The following is a 15,310-nucleotide window of genomic DNA, read 5'->3' as shown; positions in this document are numbered from 1 at the left end:
CCTCCCCATCGCCCAGCCCCTATCCGTCGCCTTCACCGAGCCCGGCTCCGTCGCCGTCGGGACCGACGGGCGCGGATTCCAGCGGCAATTCGATCGGCGGCCTTGCCAATCAGCGCTTCAATCAGATGATCACCAACCGGGTGCTCGGCACCGTGCTGCTCGGCGTCAACGAGCAGATCAATTGCGGCGACTGCATCAGCGCGTTCGGCTCGGCCGGCTCATTCTCGGCCGGCATCCACGGCCGCAAGCAGCTGACCAACAATCTGTCGCTGCTCGCCGGCATTGCCTACACGCATTACAACGAGGGCGGCTACAAGATCACGAGCGCACCGATCGGCGCTTTCGCGCTGCGCTACGACTTCACCGACTGGGGCTCGTCGCGCCCGTTCTTCGACGTCGGCGCGATCCTGACGCCATGGGAGAAGGCGCGCTACACGCGCAGCTACGACACCAGCCTCGGGCCGGTGACCGTGACGAGCTCGACCAACGCGTCCAACTACGCCGTTTACGGCCGCGCCGGCTGGATGAGCCGCCTCTCGCCGCGCGACGAGGTCGCGGCCTCGATCGAGGTCTGGCAGCTCTGGCAACGCGTCTCCGGCTATCGCGACAGCGCGGTGGCGTTCAATCCGTTCGACGCCAGCATCGCTGATGGCACCGACCGCACCAGCCTCGTCAAGATCGGCGGCCAGTGGACGCATCTGTTCGGCAGCAGCATCGAGACCAACATCAATGGCGGCTGGGTGCAGTCCTTCGCCAGCCACAGCGGCATCGTCGCCACAGTGACCGGCCAGGGCACGGTGGTGCCGACCATGGGTAACCAGGGCTGGTTCGAATATGGCGGCCGCCTCGGTTTCCGCGTGCAGAAGGGCTGGATCGTGGACCTCTTCGCCAACGGCACGCTGGGCCCGCAGCCGGTCGGCAACACGATCCACGGCGGCGTGGGGCTGCGGATCAACTATTAGCGGCGAGAATCCCGCCTCACATTCCGCTGTCATGCCCCGGCTTGACCGGGGGCATCCAGTACGCCGCGGCCCATCGGTTTAATCACTGCCGTCTCGGAGTACTGGATCGCCCGGTCAAGCCGGGCGATGACAGTGAGTATGTGGCGAGAGCGACCTGCCCTCACGCCGCCGACTTGCCCTCGAACGCGCGCCGCAACACCTCGACATCCAGCTTGACCATCTTCATCATCGCGTGCATCGCGCGCGCGGCTGCGGCCTTGTCCGGGCTCGACAGGAACTCGAACATCACCTTTGGCACGATCTGCCAGGCCACGCCCCAGCGATCTCTCAGCCAGCCGCACTGCTCCGCCTTGCCGCCATGGGCGAGGAACGCGTTCCAGACACTGTCGACCTCTGCCTGGTCGTCGCAATGAATCATCAGCGAAATGGCGTGGGTGTATTCCATCTTCATGCCGCCATTGAGCGCGACCAGCTTCTGTCCGGCCACGGTGAACTCGACGACGAGCACGGAGCCTTCCTTGCCGGAGGGGCCGTCCGAAACGTTGCGCTGAACGTGTGTGATCGCCGAATTCGGGACCAGCGAGACGTAGAATTTTGCAGCGTCCTCGGCATCGCCGTTGAACCACATGCAGGGCACGAGCTTGGACATGGTGAATGCTCCTCTTGAGGTCTGCTGTTTCGGCTCAGGCGTTCGCCAGGTCGGGCTGCAGAGGGGCGGCTGAAAGGTCCATCCAGTTCACGCCCCACATGTGGCCGTCCGGATCCTCGAAGCTGCGGCCGTACATGAAGCCGTATTCGTCCTTCGGGCTGGGATCGGCAACGCCTCCTGCAGCCTCCGCCCTGCCAACGATGTCATCGACCTCGCTGCGGCTGTCCGCGGACAGGCAGAACAACGCTTGGTTCGAGGTCCTGGCGTCCGCGATCGGCTTCGGCGTGAACTGGCGGAATTTGTCGTGGGTCAGCAGCATGGCGAAGATGGTCTCGGAAAAGACCATGCAGCTCGCGGTCTCGTCGCTGAATTGCGGGTTCTTGACCGCGCCGACCGCCTCATAGAAGGCAGTCGCGCGCTTGAGGTCGGTCACCGGCAGGTTGACGAAGATCATCTTGGGCATCGGAAGCTCCTTGGCGGGGTTCTGGCCAAGGACGGATGGCCAGGCCGCCATCCGACATCACTTCCGACAAATTTTTCGGACCCCGACTGCGGGGCCTTACTTCTTCTCGTTGGGATCCCGGTGCACCGGGTCGATCCACAGCACGGTCTCGGGCTTCTCGACCGGTTCGATGTCGAGGTTGATGGCCACCGCCTCGCCGTCGCTGCGCACCAGCACGCATTCCAGCACCTCGTCGGGGCTGGCGTTGATCTCCTGGTGCGGCACGTAGGGCGGGACGAAAATGAAGTCGCCGGGGCCGGCTTCCGCGGTGAATTGCAGGCTCTCGCCCCAGCGCATGCGCGCCTTGCCCTTCACGACATAGATGACGCTTTCGAGATGGCCGTGGTGATGCGCGCCGGTCTTGGCATCCGGCTTGATGCTGACGGTGCCCGCCCACAATTTCTGGGCGCCGACGCGGGCGAAATTGATCGCGGCCGCACGGTCCATGCCCGCTGTCGACGGCACGTTGGTATCGAGCTGATTGCCGGGAATGACCCGCACGCCGTCATGTTTCCAGCGGTCATCATGATGATGACCATGGTCATGGTGGGAATGCGAATGGTCAGGGCCGGTCATGGGACTTGCTTTCTGTTGGTTCCGTGCGCGCCAAACTAACCCAAAGCCGCAGCCGCAAGCCATGCCAAAATCGGAACCCTCATAGCCGCCCAGCGTTGTCATTCCAAGCAAATCGAAAGGAGATTTCCATGGGCAGCACGACCGACAAGATCAAGGGCACCGCCAACGAGGCGATCGGCAAGGCCAAGCAGGGCGTCGGTGAAGCCACCGGATCCGATCGCATGAAAGGCGAGGGCGTGGTGCAGGAAGTGAAGGGCAAGGGCCAGCAGGCCATGGGCGATGCCAAGGACGCCGCGAAGGATGCGATGGATCGCGCCGCCGCTGCGGCTCGCCGCGCGGCGGAGTGACGCGCGTAAGATTGAAAGTGAAAAGACCGGCCCTAAGGCCGGTCTTTTTACTTGTATCGATTTCATCCGTCATGGCCGGGCTTGACCCGGCCATCCACGTCTAGACCGCACGGCACGAAGATCGTGGATGCCTGAGCCTTCGCCTCGCCGAAGCGGCTTCGGCCGCGCAGGCGGGACGAGCCCGGGCATGACGATGTAGAGACGTCAGTCACTTCACCGCGAGCAATTCCACGTCGAACATCAGCGTCGCATTCGGCGGTATCACGCCGCCGGCACCGCGGGCGCCGTAGCCGAGCTGCGGCGGGATGATCAGCGTGCGCTTGCCGCCGACCTTCATCGAGGCAACGCCCTCGTCCCAGCCGGCGATGACGCGGCCCTTGCCGATCGGAAACTCGAACGGCTCCTTGCGATCGACGGAGCTGTCGAATTTCTTGCCCTTCTGGCCGTTCTCATAGAGCCAGCCGGTGTAGTGCATCACGCAGATCTGGCCGGGCTGCGGCGAGGCGCCGGTGCCGACGGTGGAGTCGATGATCTGCAAGCCTGAAGCTGTGGTCATGGTCTTTCCTGCGGTCTGGGCCGAGGCCGTTGTGGAAACGAAATGCGACACGTTGGCGATCACGGTGATCGCGAGTGCCGACATCAGGGCGAGGAGCGCGCGCTGGAAACGCTGCATAAAACACCTTCCGTTTGAGGCGGGAGGTGTCTAACCCAAGGCGGTCGCCGTTTCCACCCCCTTTAGAGCTCGATATCTTCGAGCCGAACCGGCAGCCTGCGGATACGCTGTCCCGTGGCATGGTAGACCGCATTGCAGATCGCAGCATTGGTGCCGACATTGCCAAGCTCGCCGAGGCCCTTCACGCCGACGGGGTTGATGCGATCATCCTCCTCGGAGAGCAGAATGACCTCGACACCGGGCACATCGGCATTCACGGGCACGAGGTAATCGGCAAGATTGTCGTTGACGTAGCGCGCATTGCGCTCATCGATCTCGGTGGCCTCGAGCAGCGCCGAGGACATGCCCCAGATCAGGCCACCCATGAGCTGGCTGCGCGCGGTGCGCGGATTCATGATCCTGCCTGCCGCGAAGGCGCCGACCAGGCGGGGGCAGCGGATCTCGTGCGTGAAGCGATTGATGCGGACCTCGACAAACTCGGCGCCGAACGCATAGGCGATCTGGTCCTTCATTTGATGGCCGCCGACCAGCCGGACCTGCCCGCTGTGCATGGCCCTGAAGGAATCCAGCGGCGCGCCCTCCGGCTTCCACTCGCCATATTCTTCGACCACGCCGACGCCGAGCGCATCGAACGCCTTCTCGATATCGAGCGAGCGATCGCTCTTGGCGGCCTGGGTCGAGGGTGCCGGGCTGATGCCGACGGTCTCCTTGGCCTTGTCGGCAAGGCTGTCGCTGGGCATCAGCGCCTTGAACAGGCGCTGTCGGATCTGGTCGCACACCATCATCACGGCCGAGCAGGTGCTGGCAGTGGAATTGGAGCCGCCGGCAACCGGCGCGGGCGGCAGGTCGCTATCGCCCATGAAGACCGCCACCTTCTCAAGGGGCACGCCGAGCCGCTCGGCAGCCGTCTGGGCGATGACGGTGTAGGCGCCGGTCCCGATCTCATGGCCGGCGATCTCGACGCGCGTGCGGCCGTCGCGCTGCAGGCGCACGCGCGCGGCGGACGGTCCCGCCAGCGTCGGATAGCACGTGGCGGCGCAGCCGTAGCCGATCAACCAGTCGCCATCCGACATCGATTTCGGCTGTGGCGAGCGCTGCGACCAGCCGAACGCCTTGGCGGCTTCGTCGAAGCACGCCATGAGCGATCGCGACGTGTAGGGCTTGCCATCAATCGGATCCCTGGTGGCGTCGTTGATACGGCGAAGCTCCACCGGATCCATGTTCAGCTTCACGGCGAGCTCGTCCAGCGCGCTCTCCAGCGCGAACAGATACGGCACCTCCGGGGGCGAGCGCATGAAGCCCGGCGTGTTGCGATCGGCACGCACGATCGAGACCAGGCTGTCCACGTTCGGACAGGCATAGAGCCGCGTGGTGGTCTTGGTGCCGCCGACGCAATAGGCGTCGGGGCGCGAGGAGACTTCGGCCCCCTCATGCCTCAAGGCGACCAGCCTGCCGTCGCGGCTCGCACCAAGCTTGATCTCGTGACGGGTCTCGGCTCGATGAGTGGTAATGGTGAAGCCCTGGTCGCGGGTCGGGACCAGCTTGATCGGACGGTTCAGGCGCCTGGCCATGGCGGCGATGATGGCGGTGCGCGGCGTCATCGAACCTCGCGAGCCGAATCCGCCGCCGACATAGGGATTGACCACGCGCACCTTGTCGGCGTCGATGCCGAGCTGCTCGGCCACGCCGTGCTTCAGGCCATGGACATACTGGCTGCCCTCGTAGATGACGAGATTGTCGCCCATCCAGGTGCAGCTGGTCGTGAACAGCTCCAGCGGATTGTGATGCTGCGTCGGCGTCTCGTAGGAGGCGGTCAGCTTGACCTCGGCCGCGTCGAACGCCTTGGCGAAATCCCCCACCTTCGGGTCTTCCTTGAACTGCGAGTTTTGTCCTTTCGCGGCGGCTGTCGTCGTCCCCGGCGAATCGAAAGTCGCGCTGGGCGTAGCAGCGCTATAGCTGACCTTGACGCGGTTGGCCGCTTCGCGCGCGGCCTCGTAACTCTCCGCCACCACCACGGCGATGATCTGGCCGTCATGGGCGATCTCGGCCGATTTCAACGGCTGGATCGTGGTGCCGGCATAGCCGCCATTGCTGTACAGTTTCGACTCCTTCAGCTTCGGGGCGTTCTCGTGCGTGACGATGTCGATCACGCCGCGGACGCGCTTGGCATCGTCGAGGTCGAAGCGGTCGATGCGGCCCTTGGCGATGGCGCTGGTGACCAGGAACGCGTAGGCTGGATTGTCCAGCGGCATGTCCGAGGCATAGGTCGCCCGCCCCGTCACCTTTGCGGCCGCATCATAGCGCGGCACGGGCTGCCCCATATTCGTCCTTGGCCCGGGAGCTGCAGCGGTCATGGTCAGATCTCCATCGTTACGGCCTGCTGGAGCGCGCGTGCCACGACACGCTTGCCGAGCGCAATCTTGAAGCTGTTGTGCCGGCGCCCGCGGGCGTCTGCGAAAGCTGCATCGGCGACGCGCTGTGCCAGAGCTTCGTCGAACCTCTGTCCCTTCAACAGCGCCTCGGCCTCACGCGCCCGCCACGGTACGGTGGCGACGCCACCGAGCGCGACGCGCGCGTCGCGGATCGTGCCGTCTTGGACGTTGAGCGCGATCGCGGCTGACGACAGCGCGAATTCGTAGGATTGCCGGTCGCGGGCCTTCAAATACACGGAGCGTGGCCAGCGGCCGGAGATCGAGAACGCCGAGATCAGCTCGCCGGGCTGAAGCGCAGTCTCGATGTCGGGCGTGCTGCCTGGTGCCCTGTGAAGCTGCGCGAACGGCATGCTGCGCGTACCGGCCTTGCCGGTGATCTCGACCATGGCATCGAGCGCGATCAGCGCCTGCGCGAAATCGCCAGGATACGTCGCGATGCACTGATCGGAGGTCCCGAGCACCGCATGCATGCGGTTAACGCCGTCCATTGCGGCACAGCCGGAGCCTGGATTGCGCTTGTTGCAGTTCTCATAGGAGACATCGCGGAAGTAGTTGCAGCGCGTCCGCTGCATCACGTTGCCGCCGAGCGTTGCCATGTTGCGCAGCTGGGCGCTCGCGGCGAGCTTCAGCGAATCCGCGATCACGGGATAGCTGCGCTGGATCTCGGCGTGCGCGGCGACGTCGGACATCTTGGCGAGCGCGCCGAGGCGCAAGCCGTCGCCGCCTGGCGCGATCGCCGACCAGGCGGGGGCCAGCGGATTGATGTCGACGATCGCGGTGGGTCGCATCACGTCGAGCTTCATCAGATCGATCAGGGTGGTGCCGCCGGCAAGCGGCTGCGCCGCCGCCTTCGTCAGCGGATTGTTTGCAGCTGCGGCGACGCCGAGCGCCTGCACGGCCATGTCGGGATCTGATGCCCTTTGATACGAAAACGGTCGCATGCGCCTAACCTTTCATGATCTCGGGCGCGGCCTGCTTCACGGCGGCGACAATGTTGGGATAGGCTGCGCAGCGGCAGATGTTGCCGCTCATATATTCGCGGATGTCGGCCTCGCTGCCGGCATGGCCCTCCTTCACGCACGCGATCGCCGACATGATCTGGCCGGGCGTGCAATAGCCGCACTGGAACGCATCGTTGTCGATGAAGGCCTGCTGCATCGGATGCAGGCGGTCGTCAGTGGCGAGGCCTTCGATGGTCGTGATCTCCTGTCCCTCGGCGGCGAGTGCCAGCGTCAGGCACGACAGCACACGGCGATCGTCGATCAGCACCGTGCAGGCGCCGCACTGGCCGTGATCGCAGCCCTTCTTGCTGCCGGTGAGCTTGAGATGTTCGCGCAAGGCATCGAGCACCGTGGTGCGCGCATCGATGCTCAGGCGCTTGTCCTTGCCGTTGACGTTCAGCGTGACCTCGACGGGAAGCGACGGATCCTGCGCGGCCGGCGCCCGGGCATCCTCCGACGCCGCGCGCGCCGTGATCGGGATCAGCGCGCTGCCCGCCGCGCCGGTCATGAAGGCGCGCCGGTCGAATCCGGATGATCTGGAACCTGGTTTGTCGGGCATGGCAGGCCTCCGCCGCTGATCTGCAAAGCAGCGCACGCCTGCACCGCTCATCGCCCCTTAACCTGGAGCAATGGGCGCAGTTCCGATGAGAGAAGGGCGGCGCAGCAAATGCCGCGCCGCCCTTCGTCAACTTTTCCTGATCTCGCGTGGGGAACTGCGCCGGCGATCAATAACCCAGCGCGCAGCCGTCCTTGCGCGGATCGGAGCCGCCGGTGAGCGTACCCTTGTCCCAATCGATCCAGATCGCCTGGGCACCGCCGAGCGGGCCGACCACGCTGGTGGTCTTGTGGCCGAGCTTCTTCAGGCCCTCGACGACGGCCGCCGGCACGCTGTCCTCGAGCTGATACTGTCCCTCGTAGTGCAGGCCGCGCGGCATGTCGATCGCCTCCTGCACGTCGCAGCCGTAGTCGAGGATGTTGGTCAGGAGATGAGTCTGGCCCGTCGGCTGGTACTGGCCGCCCATGACCGCGAACGACATCGTGGAACGACCGCCCTTGGTGAGCAGGCCCGGCATGATCGTGTGCAGCGGGCGCTTGCCGCCTTCGATGCAATTGGGATGGCCCGGCTGGATTCGGAAGCCGCCGGCGCGGTTCTGGAACAGGACACCGGTCTTGTTCGAGACGATCGCCGAGCCGAAGGAATGCGCAACCGAATTGATGAACGAGCAGACGTTGCGGTCCTTGTCCACGACCGTGATGTAGATGGTCGAGGGATTCATCGGCGGCGCGACGTTCGGCAGGTCGAGCATGCCGTCCAGGCGGATCTTGCTGATGTACTCGTCGGCAAAGCCCTTCTCGAGCATCTCGGCGACGTTGATCTTCATGTGCGCAGGCGAGGCGACATGCATCTCGCGGTTCATGTAGGCGATGCGTGCCGCTTCCGCTTCGAGATGGAAGCGCTCGACGCTCACGGGCGCGTACTTGGTCAGATCGAACCGCGACAGGATGTTGAGCATCAACAGCGCGGTGACGCCCGGGCCGTTCGGCGGGCACTGCCAGACGTCATAGCCCTTGTACATGGTGCCGATCGGCGTGGTCACTTCGGTGGTGTGCGCGGCGAAATCGTCGAGCGTGTGCAGGCCGCCGATGCCCCTGAGGGTCTCGACCATGTCCTCCGCGATCTCGCCCTTGTAGAACGCGTCGCGGCCGTCCCTGGCGATCGCGCGCAGCGTCTTGCCGAGCTCGGCCTGGCGAATGACGTCGCCGGCGACCGGCGGCTGGCCGCCCGGCAACAAATAGCGCACGGTGTTGGTACCGTTCTTCAGCTTCTCGAACTGGTTCTTCCAATCGAAGGCAATGCGGGGCGCGACGACGTAGCCCTCCTCGGCCGCCTTGATCGCGGGCTGGAGCAGCCGGTCGAAACCGAACTTGCCGTGATCGCGCAAGACGGTCGCGAAGGCATCGATCACGCCAGGGATCGAGACCGCATGCGCCGAGGTGAGCGGCACGGAATTGATCTTGCGTTCGAGATACCAGTCGGCATTCGCCGCCTTTGGCGCGCGGCCGGAGCCGTTATAGGCGACGATCTTGCCCTCGCCCCGCGGCTGGATCAGCGCAAAGCAATCACCGCCGATGCCGGTCGATTGCGGCTCGATCACGCCGAGCAGGGCCGAGCCGGCAACCGCCGCGTCCACCGCGGTGCCGCCCTCGCGCAGCACCTCGATCGCGGCGAGCGAGGCCTGCGGATGCGAGGTCGCCACCATCGCGTTGGTGGCGTGGACCGTGGACCTGCCGGGGAAATGGAAGTTTCTCATCGAATGTCTTGCTCTCTTGGCCGTCGGCGCGGTTGGCGCCATCTCGAAAACCGCGTCTACATGACACATTCCCGCCCCGTGGGGCAATGCTGGCATACCAGGAAAATGGCTGCTATCCGCTGGGCGTATGGACCTTTTGCAGGCTCTTGCGATGCGGGTTTTCCGGGCGCGAGCCGCCTGCTAAACGAGCGTCCATGACGTCGAGCAATACGCCTTACAAGGTCTGCGCCTTCTATCAATTCGTCGCCCTCCCGGATTACCGCGAGCTGCGCGAGCCGCTGCGCGCCTGCTGCGCCGGCCTTGGGCTGAAGGGCAGCGTGTTGCTGGCGCAGGAGGGCATCAACGGCACGGTCGCCGGCGCACCGGAGGCGATCAAGGCCTTCGCTCACGAGCTCGCACGCGGCGACATGTTCGGCGGCAGGCTCGACAATCTCGAATTGAAATTCTCCGCCGCGGAGGCGATGCCGTTCGGACGGCTGAAGGTGCGGCTGAAGAAGGAGATCGTCACCCTGGGCGATGCGGCCGCCGATCCGACGCGTCAGGTCGGCACCTATGTCGATCCGCACGAATGGAACGCGCTGATCGCAGCACCCGATACCCTCGTGCTCGATACCCGCAACGCCTTCGAGGTCGCGATGGGCACGTTCGAGGGCGCGCTCGATCCCGGCATCAAGAGCTTCGGCCAGTTCAAGGACTTTGCCGCCGAGCAGCTCGATCCGGCACGGCACCGCAGGATCGCGATGTTCTGCACCGGCGGCATCCGCTGCGAGAAGGCGAGCGCGCATCTGCTCGCGCGCGGCTTTGGCGGGGTCTATCACCTCAAGGGCGGCATCCTGAGATATCTGGAAGACGTGCCGGAGGCGGAGAGCCGCTGGCGCGGCGAATGCTTCGTGTTCGACGAGCGCGTGGCGCTCGGCCACGGCTTGCGCGAGCGAAACAAGGACGTAACGCGTGACGAATGAGATCAAGACGCTGAGTGAGCGCATCGACACGCTGGAGACGCGCCTCGCCTATCAGGACGATACGATCGAGACGTTGAACCAGACCATCACCGCGCAGTGGAAGCAGATCGACAGGCTGACGCGGCAGATCACCGAGCTTAATGCTCGGCTGCAGGACGCCGAGGCAAATGCGCCAGGGCCTGCCAACGAGCCTCCGCCGCATTACTGAACGGTGTTACTGGCCGGACGCCTTGGGCAGCAGATCCATGACCTCGCCGGACATCACCAGGAGGTTGCGGCCTGCGGCCTTGGCGGCATAGAGCGCCCGGTCGGCAGCTTCGACCAGCGCAGCGACCCCCGCGGTTCGTTCGAACGCCGGCCGGCAGGCTGCGCCGCCAAGCGAAGCGGTGACGCATCCAGCCGCCTCATTGCTGCCATGCGCGAGGCCGGCCTCGTGAATGGCGTTGCGGATCCGTTCGCCGATCCGGGCGCAGCCGGCGGCATCGATGTTCGGCAGCAGCATGGCGAATTCCTCACCGCCGTAACGCGCCGCCAGATCGCCGGCGCGCTGCGCTTCGGCCGCGATGATCTTGGCGATCAGGCGCAGGCAGGCATCGCCCGCAGGATGGCCATATTCGTCGTTGTAGGCCTTGAAGTGGTCGACATCGATCATCAGCAAAGCAAGGCTTGAGCGGTCGCGATAGGCACGCGCCCATTCCTCCTTCAGGCGCTCGTCGAAGCGGCGGCGATTGGCAAGGCCGGTGAGGCTGTCCTCGATCGCCAGCGTCTCGAGCCTGGTTTCCAGCCTCTTGTGCTCGGTGATGTCGCGGGAGATCGCGACCACGCCATCGACCTGGCCATTGTCCTTGCGCGTCACCCGCATGGTCGATTCGAGCCAGATCTCGCCGTTCTGCCGATGCGAGTTGCGGTAGGTGAGACGCGCCTCCTCCTTCTCACCGCGCTTCATCGCGTCGACGATCGCCTGGACTTCCGGCAGGTCCTCCGGATTGATACCCGCGAGGGCCGGCGAACCGACCAGTTGATTGGGACGCCAGCCGACGATGCGGACCGACGAGGGCGAGACATAACGCAGTCGCTCATCAAGGCCGATCCGCGTCACCATGTCGCTGGAGCCTTCGGCGAGCAGGCGGAAATGCGCCTCCGTCTCGGTCAGCGCGACAGCCATGCGCTGGCCGCGCTGCAACTGCCGCACCAGCACGCCGCCGATGACCGCGATCAGCATCACCAGCGCGAACACGTAGAGCATGCGGGAGATCGCCGCCGCGCGCCACGGCGCGAGCAGCTCGTCCTTGTCGACGGTGGCGAGCAGGAGGAGCGGGAACCGACCGCTGCGATTGAAGAAGCTGACGCGTTCGACACCGTCCAGCGACGAGGTGAAATGATGGGCGCCGCTCGGCCGTTGCAGGCTCGGCTCGCGGAACAACGGCTTGTCGGCGACGCTGCGCCCGACGAATGTCTCGTTGCTGGGATTGCGCGCGACGATCAGTCCGTCGCCATGCGCAAGTGACACGGAGCTGTTGCGGCCGATCTCGAACTGCTTGTAGAAGTGCGACAGATAGTTCGAGCTGATGGTCGCGAGCACCACGCCGCCGAAGCTGCCGTCCTGCTTGCTGAAGCGGCGTGACAGGGTGACGACCCATTCGCCGTCCAGCAGGCTCTTCACGGGACGGCCGACATGGGCCTCGCGCTTCGGCGAGAGCTGGTGATGTCGGAAGAAGGCATCGTCGCTGAAGGTCGTGCCGATCGTACCGGGTGAGGTCAGCCAGTTGCCCTGATCGTCGATGATGGCGAGGCTGTGAATGCGCGCGATCGCCTTCTTGCGCACATCCAGCAAGGTGCGCAGCTTCGCGATCGTGACCGGTGCGGTGCCGTCCATCTCCAACCGGCTGACCACGCCGACGACACCAGAATCCAGGAGATCGAGGCTGTCTTCGGCATGCTGGGTCAGCGAACGGGCCACGTTCGCCATCTCCATCTCGGCGGCCTTGAGCACCGCATCGCGTGCCGTCCATTCACGCCAACCGCTGACGCCGAGGATCGTCGCGCAGGTCAGCGCCACGAAGGCCGCCGCGCGCAGCGGCAGGCGGCTCCATCCGGCTCGTTGGGTAGCGCTCATGTGGCAGGGTTCTCCGATCGTTCGGAAACCTCTGCCGCTTCTGTTATTTAATTCTGAAATGGCTACCGGACTACGCGGCGGTTTCCGCCCTTTCCAGTAGTCTTACGGACGCGGCGATCGGTGCATCGCTAACAAGACATTAGCGGGCCGATCGGAATCCGGCGCCCGCCGCCGCTAGCTGAAGATGGCCTTGACCTTGGCCCAGAGCGAAGGATGCTCGGCATCGGCGTCGGCCTTCGAGGGCGTCGGCTGCGCCACGCTCACGGGATCGGACGCTGGGAACGTGTCCCTCAGCCCGTCGTCGAGCTTGGACTGCCGATCGGCAGCGAGCGCCTCGCGCAGGTCTTCGGCGTGCTTGTCGTGCGGCGCGGGATTGAATGTCTCAGCCATGATCTCCTCCATTGGCTGGTCAACGCGGCCCGATCATCCAGGTTCCCCTGTTCCGCTGCGGGCCGCGGCGGTGTATCAGGAAGCACAACTTGCTTCAGGACCATTCGTGCCCCAGTCTTCGACGAAACCATTCATCGACGTCCTCTCCGGCCAGCGCCAGACCGTCCCGCCCATGTGGATGATGCGCCAGGCCGGCCGCTACCTGCCCGAATATCGCGAGGTGCGCGCCAAGGCGGGCGGCTTCCTCGACCTCTGCTTCAACCCGGAGCTTGCCGCCGAGGTGACGCTGCAGCCGATCCGAAGGTTCGGTTTCGATGCGGCGATCATCTTCTCCGACATCCTGGTGATCCCTTACGCGCTCGGACGCTCGGTGCGGTTCGAGGTCGGCGAGGGCCCGCGGCTCGAGCCGCTGGACGATCCGGCCAAGGTGGCGACGCTGGCGCCGCACGCAGATTTCGGCAAGCTCAAGCCGGTGTTCGACGCGTTGAAGATCGTGCGCGGCGCGCTCGATCCCAAGACCGCGCTGATCGGCTTCTGCGGCGCACCGTGGACGGTGGCGACCTACATGGTCGCAGGCCACGGCACGCCGGACCAGGCGCCGGCCCGGATGATGGCGTACCGGCATCCGGAAGCTTTTTCGCAGATCATCGACGTCCTGGTCGACAACTCTATTCAGTATCTGCTGGCACAGCTCGACGCCGGGGCCGACGCGTTGCAGATCTTCGACACCTGGGCCGGCGTGCTGCCGCCGACCGAGTTCGCGCGCTGGTCGGTCGAGCCGACGCGGCGCATCATCGAGGGCGTAAGGGCCAAAGTGCCGGACGCGAAGATCATCGGCTTCCCGCGCGGTGCGGGCGCGCAACTGCCCGGCTATGTCGAAGCGACCGGCGTCAATGCCGTCAGCATCGACTGGACCGCGGAGCCCGCCTTCATCCGCGAGCGGGTGCAGAGCAAGGTCGCGGTGCAGGGCAACCTCGATCCACTGGTGCTGATCACGGGCGGCGCCGCGCTCGATGGCGCGGTCGACAACGTGCTGGCCAATTTTGCTGCCGGGCGGCTGATCTTCAACCTCGGCCACGGCATCCAGCCGGAGACGCCGATCGCCCATGTCGAGCAGATGATCCGGCGCGTGCGGGGGTGAGGGCCGTCTATCCACGTCGTCATGGCCGGGCTTGTCCCGGCCATGCACGCCTTGCCATGCGACGCGAAGAACGTGGATGCCCGGGACAAGCCCGGGCATGACGAGCCGTTGTGATCGGGTCTTGCAAAAAGTGCGAAAAACAACCCCATGCACAGTAGGCAAGTCGTTGAAAATATTAGGCGGGCATGACTCGCCCGTGCGTTTTGACTTGTCGGGCAAAACAGGTGCAAAATGACATCATCAGAGATCGTGATTTCGGCATGCTTACCGCGGCCGGCTGCGCTCGATGATCTCCGCCGCACCCTTCGTCAGCAGGTCCAATCCCACCGCGCGGCCGAGCTCGCGCGGACGGTTGGCCGGCCCCGTATGCGAGGCTTCGATGATGGTGTTGCCGGAGAGATCGAGCACCGAGGCGGTGAGCGACATCCGATCGCCCGTGATGGTCGAGAAGCCCGCTACCGGTGAATTGCAGTGGCCGTTGAGCACCCACAGCACCTCGCGCTCGGCGTCGGCGGAGGCGTGCGCAGCGGCGTCGTCGATCGACGACAGGATCTGTCGCGTCTGCCAATCCTGCGCGGCGCATTCGACCGCGACGATGCCCTGCCCTGCCGCGGGCAACATCTCCACTGCTGTGAATTCGTAGGCGATGCGATGGGACAGGCCGACGCGATCGAGGCCCGAGCGCGCCATGATCAGCGCATCCGCGGGCCCCACAGCGCCGCCATCCGGCAGGCGCTGTTTCTCGCCATTGTCGAGCTTGCGCACACGCGTGTCGGCGGCGCCGCGGAAGTGAATCACCTCGACATCAGGGAACAGCCGCCGCGCATAGGCTGCACGGCGCACCGCGTTGGTGCCGATCTTGAAACCCTTGCCGCGGGACTGCCGCAGCGCCTCCAGCGTCACACCCTCGCGCAGCACCAGCGCATCACCAGGCGGATCGCGCGACAGCGTGGCACCGATGACGAGGCCGGGCGTGTCCTCGTTACCAGGCATGTCCTTTAACGAATGCATCGCCGCCTGGAGCTCACCCGACAGCACGGCGGCACGGATCTGCGCCACGAAGGCGCCGCCTTTGCCGCCATGCGGCAGCAGCTTGCTGGTCTGGTCGAGATCGCCCGTGGTATCGAATTTGACGATCTCGACGTCGAGACCGGGCACCGCGGCGGTCAGGCGGCGCGCAATCTCTTCCGTCTGTGCCAGCGCCATGGCGCTCTTGCGTGTGCCGATCTTCAGTCGCGTAGCCAAGT

At 65.3% G+C, this 15,310-nt stretch carries 16 protein-coding genes; 5 read left to right on the top strand and 11 right to left on the bottom strand.

Annotated elements, in window-relative coordinates:
* The coding region (locus I6F16_RS23925; RefSeq protein ID WP_225174046.1) for a hypothetical protein at positions 1–962 on the top strand (962 nt) is incomplete at its 5' end.
* Between the two features lie 160 nt (positions 963–1,122).
* On the opposite strand, the gene I6F16_RS23920 is transcribed toward I6F16_RS23925, so the two are convergent.
* From I6F16_RS23920 to I6F16_RS23910, 3 genes are all read right to left on the bottom strand, one after another.
* Positions 1,123–1,611, bottom strand: coding sequence for a VOC family protein (locus I6F16_RS23920; protein WP_225112442.1), 489 nt, complete (start codon positions 1,609–1,611; stop codon positions 1,123–1,125).
* 34 nt (positions 1,612–1,645) lie between these two features.
* Entirely contained in the window at positions 1,646–2,074 is a 429-nt protein-coding gene (locus I6F16_RS23915) for a VOC family protein (RefSeq protein ID WP_225112441.1), read from the bottom strand.
* Positions 2,075–2,170: 96 nt separating this feature from the next.
* The gene (locus I6F16_RS23910; RefSeq protein WP_036024770.1) at positions 2,171–2,689 is read right to left on the bottom strand and encodes a cupin domain-containing protein; all 519 of its coding nucleotides are present in this window, start codon (positions 2,687–2,689) and stop codon (positions 2,171–2,173) included.
* A 128-nt stretch (positions 2,690–2,817) separates the two neighbouring features.
* Here I6F16_RS23910 and I6F16_RS23905 point away from each other — a divergent pair, with 128 nt between their 5' ends.
* Positions 2,818–3,036 carry a CsbD family protein gene (locus I6F16_RS23905; protein WP_036013900.1) on the top strand — a complete coding sequence of 73 codons (219 nt, stop codon included), beginning with the start codon at positions 2,818–2,820 and terminating at the stop codon, positions 3,034–3,036.
* A 208-nt stretch (positions 3,037–3,244) separates the two neighbouring features.
* Here the strand turns inward: I6F16_RS23905 and I6F16_RS23900 are convergent, their stop codons facing one another.
* The 5 genes from I6F16_RS23900 to ggt form a co-directional block, all read right to left on the bottom strand.
* On the bottom strand, positions 3,245–3,709 hold the full coding sequence (locus I6F16_RS23900; RefSeq protein WP_036024769.1) for an FKBP-type peptidyl-prolyl cis-trans isomerase: 465 nt from the start codon (positions 3,707–3,709) through the stop codon (positions 3,245–3,247).
* A gap of 62 nt (positions 3,710–3,771) precedes the next feature.
* Positions 3,772–6,063: a xanthine dehydrogenase family protein molybdopterin-binding subunit gene (locus tag I6F16_RS23895; RefSeq protein ID WP_225112440.1), complete on the bottom strand. Its 2,292-nt coding sequence runs from the start codon at positions 6,061–6,063 to the stop codon at positions 3,772–3,774.
* A 2-nt stretch (positions 6,064–6,065) separates the two neighbouring features.
* On the bottom strand, positions 6,066–7,082 hold the full coding sequence (locus tag I6F16_RS23890; RefSeq protein ID WP_225112439.1) for a xanthine dehydrogenase family protein subunit M: 1,017 nt from the start codon (positions 7,080–7,082) through the stop codon (positions 6,066–6,068).
* A gap of 4 nt (positions 7,083–7,086) precedes the next feature.
* Positions 7,087–7,701, bottom strand: coding sequence for a (2Fe-2S)-binding protein (locus I6F16_RS23885; protein ID WP_109145029.1), 615 nt, complete (start codon positions 7,699–7,701; stop codon positions 7,087–7,089).
* 166 nt (positions 7,702–7,867) lie between these two features.
* On the bottom strand, positions 7,868–9,454 hold the full coding sequence (gene ggt / locus I6F16_RS23880; RefSeq protein ID WP_225112438.1) for a gamma-glutamyltransferase: 1,587 nt from the start codon (positions 9,452–9,454) through the stop codon (positions 7,868–7,870).
* Between the two features lie 194 nt (positions 9,455–9,648).
* Between ggt and I6F16_RS23875 the strand changes: the two genes are divergently transcribed.
* The gene (locus I6F16_RS23875) at positions 9,649–10,416 is read left to right on the top strand and encodes a rhodanese-related sulfurtransferase (RefSeq protein WP_225112437.1); all 768 of its coding nucleotides are present in this window, start codon (positions 9,649–9,651) and stop codon (positions 10,414–10,416) included.
* The gene (locus I6F16_RS23870; protein WP_036024763.1) at positions 10,406–10,624 is read left to right on the top strand and encodes a SlyX family protein; all 219 of its coding nucleotides are present in this window, start codon (positions 10,406–10,408) and stop codon (positions 10,622–10,624) included. Before I6F16_RS23875 ends, I6F16_RS23870 begins: the two co-directional genes overlap by 11 nt.
* A gap of 6 nt (positions 10,625–10,630) precedes the next feature.
* Here the strand turns inward: I6F16_RS23870 and I6F16_RS23865 are convergent, their stop codons facing one another.
* Positions 10,631–12,532: a diguanylate cyclase gene (locus I6F16_RS23865; RefSeq protein ID WP_225112436.1), complete on the bottom strand. Its 1,902-nt coding sequence runs from the start codon at positions 12,530–12,532 to the stop codon at positions 10,631–10,633.
* A 174-nt stretch (positions 12,533–12,706) separates the two neighbouring features.
* Positions 12,707–12,922 carry a hypothetical protein gene (locus I6F16_RS23860; protein ID WP_036013926.1) on the bottom strand — a complete coding sequence of 72 codons (216 nt, stop codon included), beginning with the start codon at positions 12,920–12,922 and terminating at the stop codon, positions 12,707–12,709.
* 106 nt (positions 12,923–13,028) lie between these two features.
* Here I6F16_RS23860 and hemE point away from each other — a divergent pair, with 106 nt between their 5' ends.
* Positions 13,029–14,063: a uroporphyrinogen decarboxylase gene (gene hemE, locus I6F16_RS23855; protein ID WP_225112435.1), complete on the top strand. Its 1,035-nt coding sequence runs from the start codon at positions 13,029–13,031 to the stop codon at positions 14,061–14,063.
* Positions 14,064–14,327: 264 nt separating this feature from the next.
* On the opposite strand, the gene hemC is transcribed toward hemE, so the two are convergent.
* Complete coding sequence (gene hemC / locus I6F16_RS23850) at positions 14,328–15,308, bottom strand: hydroxymethylbilane synthase (RefSeq protein ID WP_225112434.1); 981 nt, start codon at positions 15,306–15,308, stop codon at positions 14,328–14,330.
* Between the last annotated feature and the right edge of the window lie 2 nt (positions 15,309–15,310).

The organism is Bradyrhizobium sp. IC4060, assembly GCF_020193715.1.
GTDB classification, from domain to species: Bacteria; Pseudomonadota; Alphaproteobacteria; order Rhizobiales; family Xanthobacteraceae; genus Bradyrhizobium; species Bradyrhizobium yuanmingense.
Note: the sequence above shows the minus strand (reverse complement) of the source record. Positions and strands in the feature narration are given on the sequence as shown.

What these genes read in the sequence shown, in the direction of transcription:
- I6F16_RS23920 (WP_225112442.1), bottom strand. Translation starts at nt 1,611, where the DNA reads ATGTCCAAGCTCGTGCCCTGCATGTGGTTCAACGGCGATGCCGAGGAC.
- I6F16_RS23915 (WP_225112441.1), bottom strand. Translation starts at nt 2,074, where the DNA reads ATGCCCAAGATGATCTTCGTCAACCTGCCGGTGACCGACCTCAAGCGC.
- I6F16_RS23910 (WP_036024770.1), bottom strand. Translation starts at nt 2,689, where the DNA reads ATGACCGGCCCTGACCATTCGCATTCCCACCATGACCATGGTCATCAT.
- I6F16_RS23905 (WP_036013900.1), top strand. Translation starts at nt 2,818, where the DNA reads ATGGGCAGCACGACCGACAAGATCAAGGGCACCGCCAACGAGGCGATC.
- I6F16_RS23900 (WP_036024769.1), bottom strand. Translation starts at nt 3,709, where the DNA reads ATGCAGCGTTTCCAGCGCGCGCTCCTCGCCCTGATGTCGGCACTCGCG.
- I6F16_RS23895 (WP_225112440.1), bottom strand. Translation starts at nt 6,063, where the DNA reads ATGACCGCTGCAGCTCCCGGGCCAAGGACGAATATGGGGCAGCCCGTG.
- I6F16_RS23890 (WP_225112439.1), bottom strand. Translation starts at nt 7,082, where the DNA reads ATGCGACCGTTTTCGTATCAAAGGGCATCAGATCCCGACATGGCCGTG.
- I6F16_RS23885 (WP_109145029.1), bottom strand. Translation starts at nt 7,701, where the DNA reads ATGCCCGACAAACCAGGTTCCAGATCATCCGGATTCGACCGGCGCGCC.
- ggt (WP_225112438.1), bottom strand. Translation starts at nt 9,454, where the DNA reads ATGAGAAACTTCCATTTCCCCGGCAGGTCCACGGTCCACGCCACCAAC.
- I6F16_RS23875 (WP_225112437.1), top strand. Translation starts at nt 9,649, where the DNA reads ATGACGTCGAGCAATACGCCTTACAAGGTCTGCGCCTTCTATCAATTC.
- I6F16_RS23865 (WP_225112436.1), bottom strand. Translation starts at nt 12,532, where the DNA reads ATGAGCGCTACCCAACGAGCCGGATGGAGCCGCCTGCCGCTGCGCGCG.
- I6F16_RS23860 (WP_036013926.1), bottom strand. Translation starts at nt 12,922, where the DNA reads ATGGCTGAGACATTCAATCCCGCGCCGCACGACAAGCACGCCGAAGAC.